This is a genomic window from Vibrio agarilyticus, assembly GCF_012641465.1.
Taxonomy (GTDB): Bacteria; Pseudomonadota; Gammaproteobacteria; order Enterobacterales; family Vibrionaceae; genus Vibrio; species Vibrio agarilyticus.
Genome location: NZ_JABAIK010000061.1, coordinates 1 through 646 on the forward strand (window position 1 = coordinate 1; position 646 = coordinate 646).

The following is a 646-nucleotide window of genomic DNA, read 5'->3' on the forward strand; positions in this document are numbered from 1 at the left end:
AGTGGCACTTTGGCATGAAGGCCCACATTGGTGTCGATGCCAAGAGTGGCCTGACCCACAGCCTGGTCACCACCGCGGCCAACGAGCATGACCTCAATCAGCTGGGTAATCTGCTGCATGGAGAGGAGCAATTTGTCTCAGCCGATGCCGGCTACCAAGGAGCGCCACAGCGCGAGGAGCTGGCCGAGGTGGATGTGGACTGGCTGATCGCCGAGCGTCCCGGCAAGGTAAAAACCTTGAAGCAGCATCCGCGCAAGAACAAAACGGCCATCAACATCGAATACATGAAAGCCAGCATCCGTGCCAGGGTGGAGCACCCGTTTCGCATCATCAAGCGGCAGTTCGGCTTCGTGAAAGCCAGATACAAAGGGCTGCTGAAAAACGATAACCAACTGGCGATGTTATTCACCCTGGCCAACCTGTTTCGGGTGGACCAAATGATACGTCAGTGGGAGAGATCTCAGTAAAAACCGGAAATAACGCCAGAAATGGTGGAAAAAATAGCCTAAATAGGCTGATTCGATGTGTTTGCGGGAAAAAAATCGGCCCAGATCCGCGAAATTTTAATCAGCGAGTCAGCTTGGGAAGAAATGACCTGCTTATTCGCACCTTCCTTAATAAAAATGGGGTCGAGTGGGTTAATGCA

General features: G+C 52.3%; 1 pseudogene. It reads left to right on the forward strand.

Annotation, left to right across the window (positions count from 1 at the left end):
- A pseudogene (locus HGP28_RS19010) lies at positions 1 to 467 on the forward strand (IS5-like element ISKpn26 family transposase); the annotation flags it as partial.
- Positions 468 to 646: the final 179 nt, after the last annotated feature.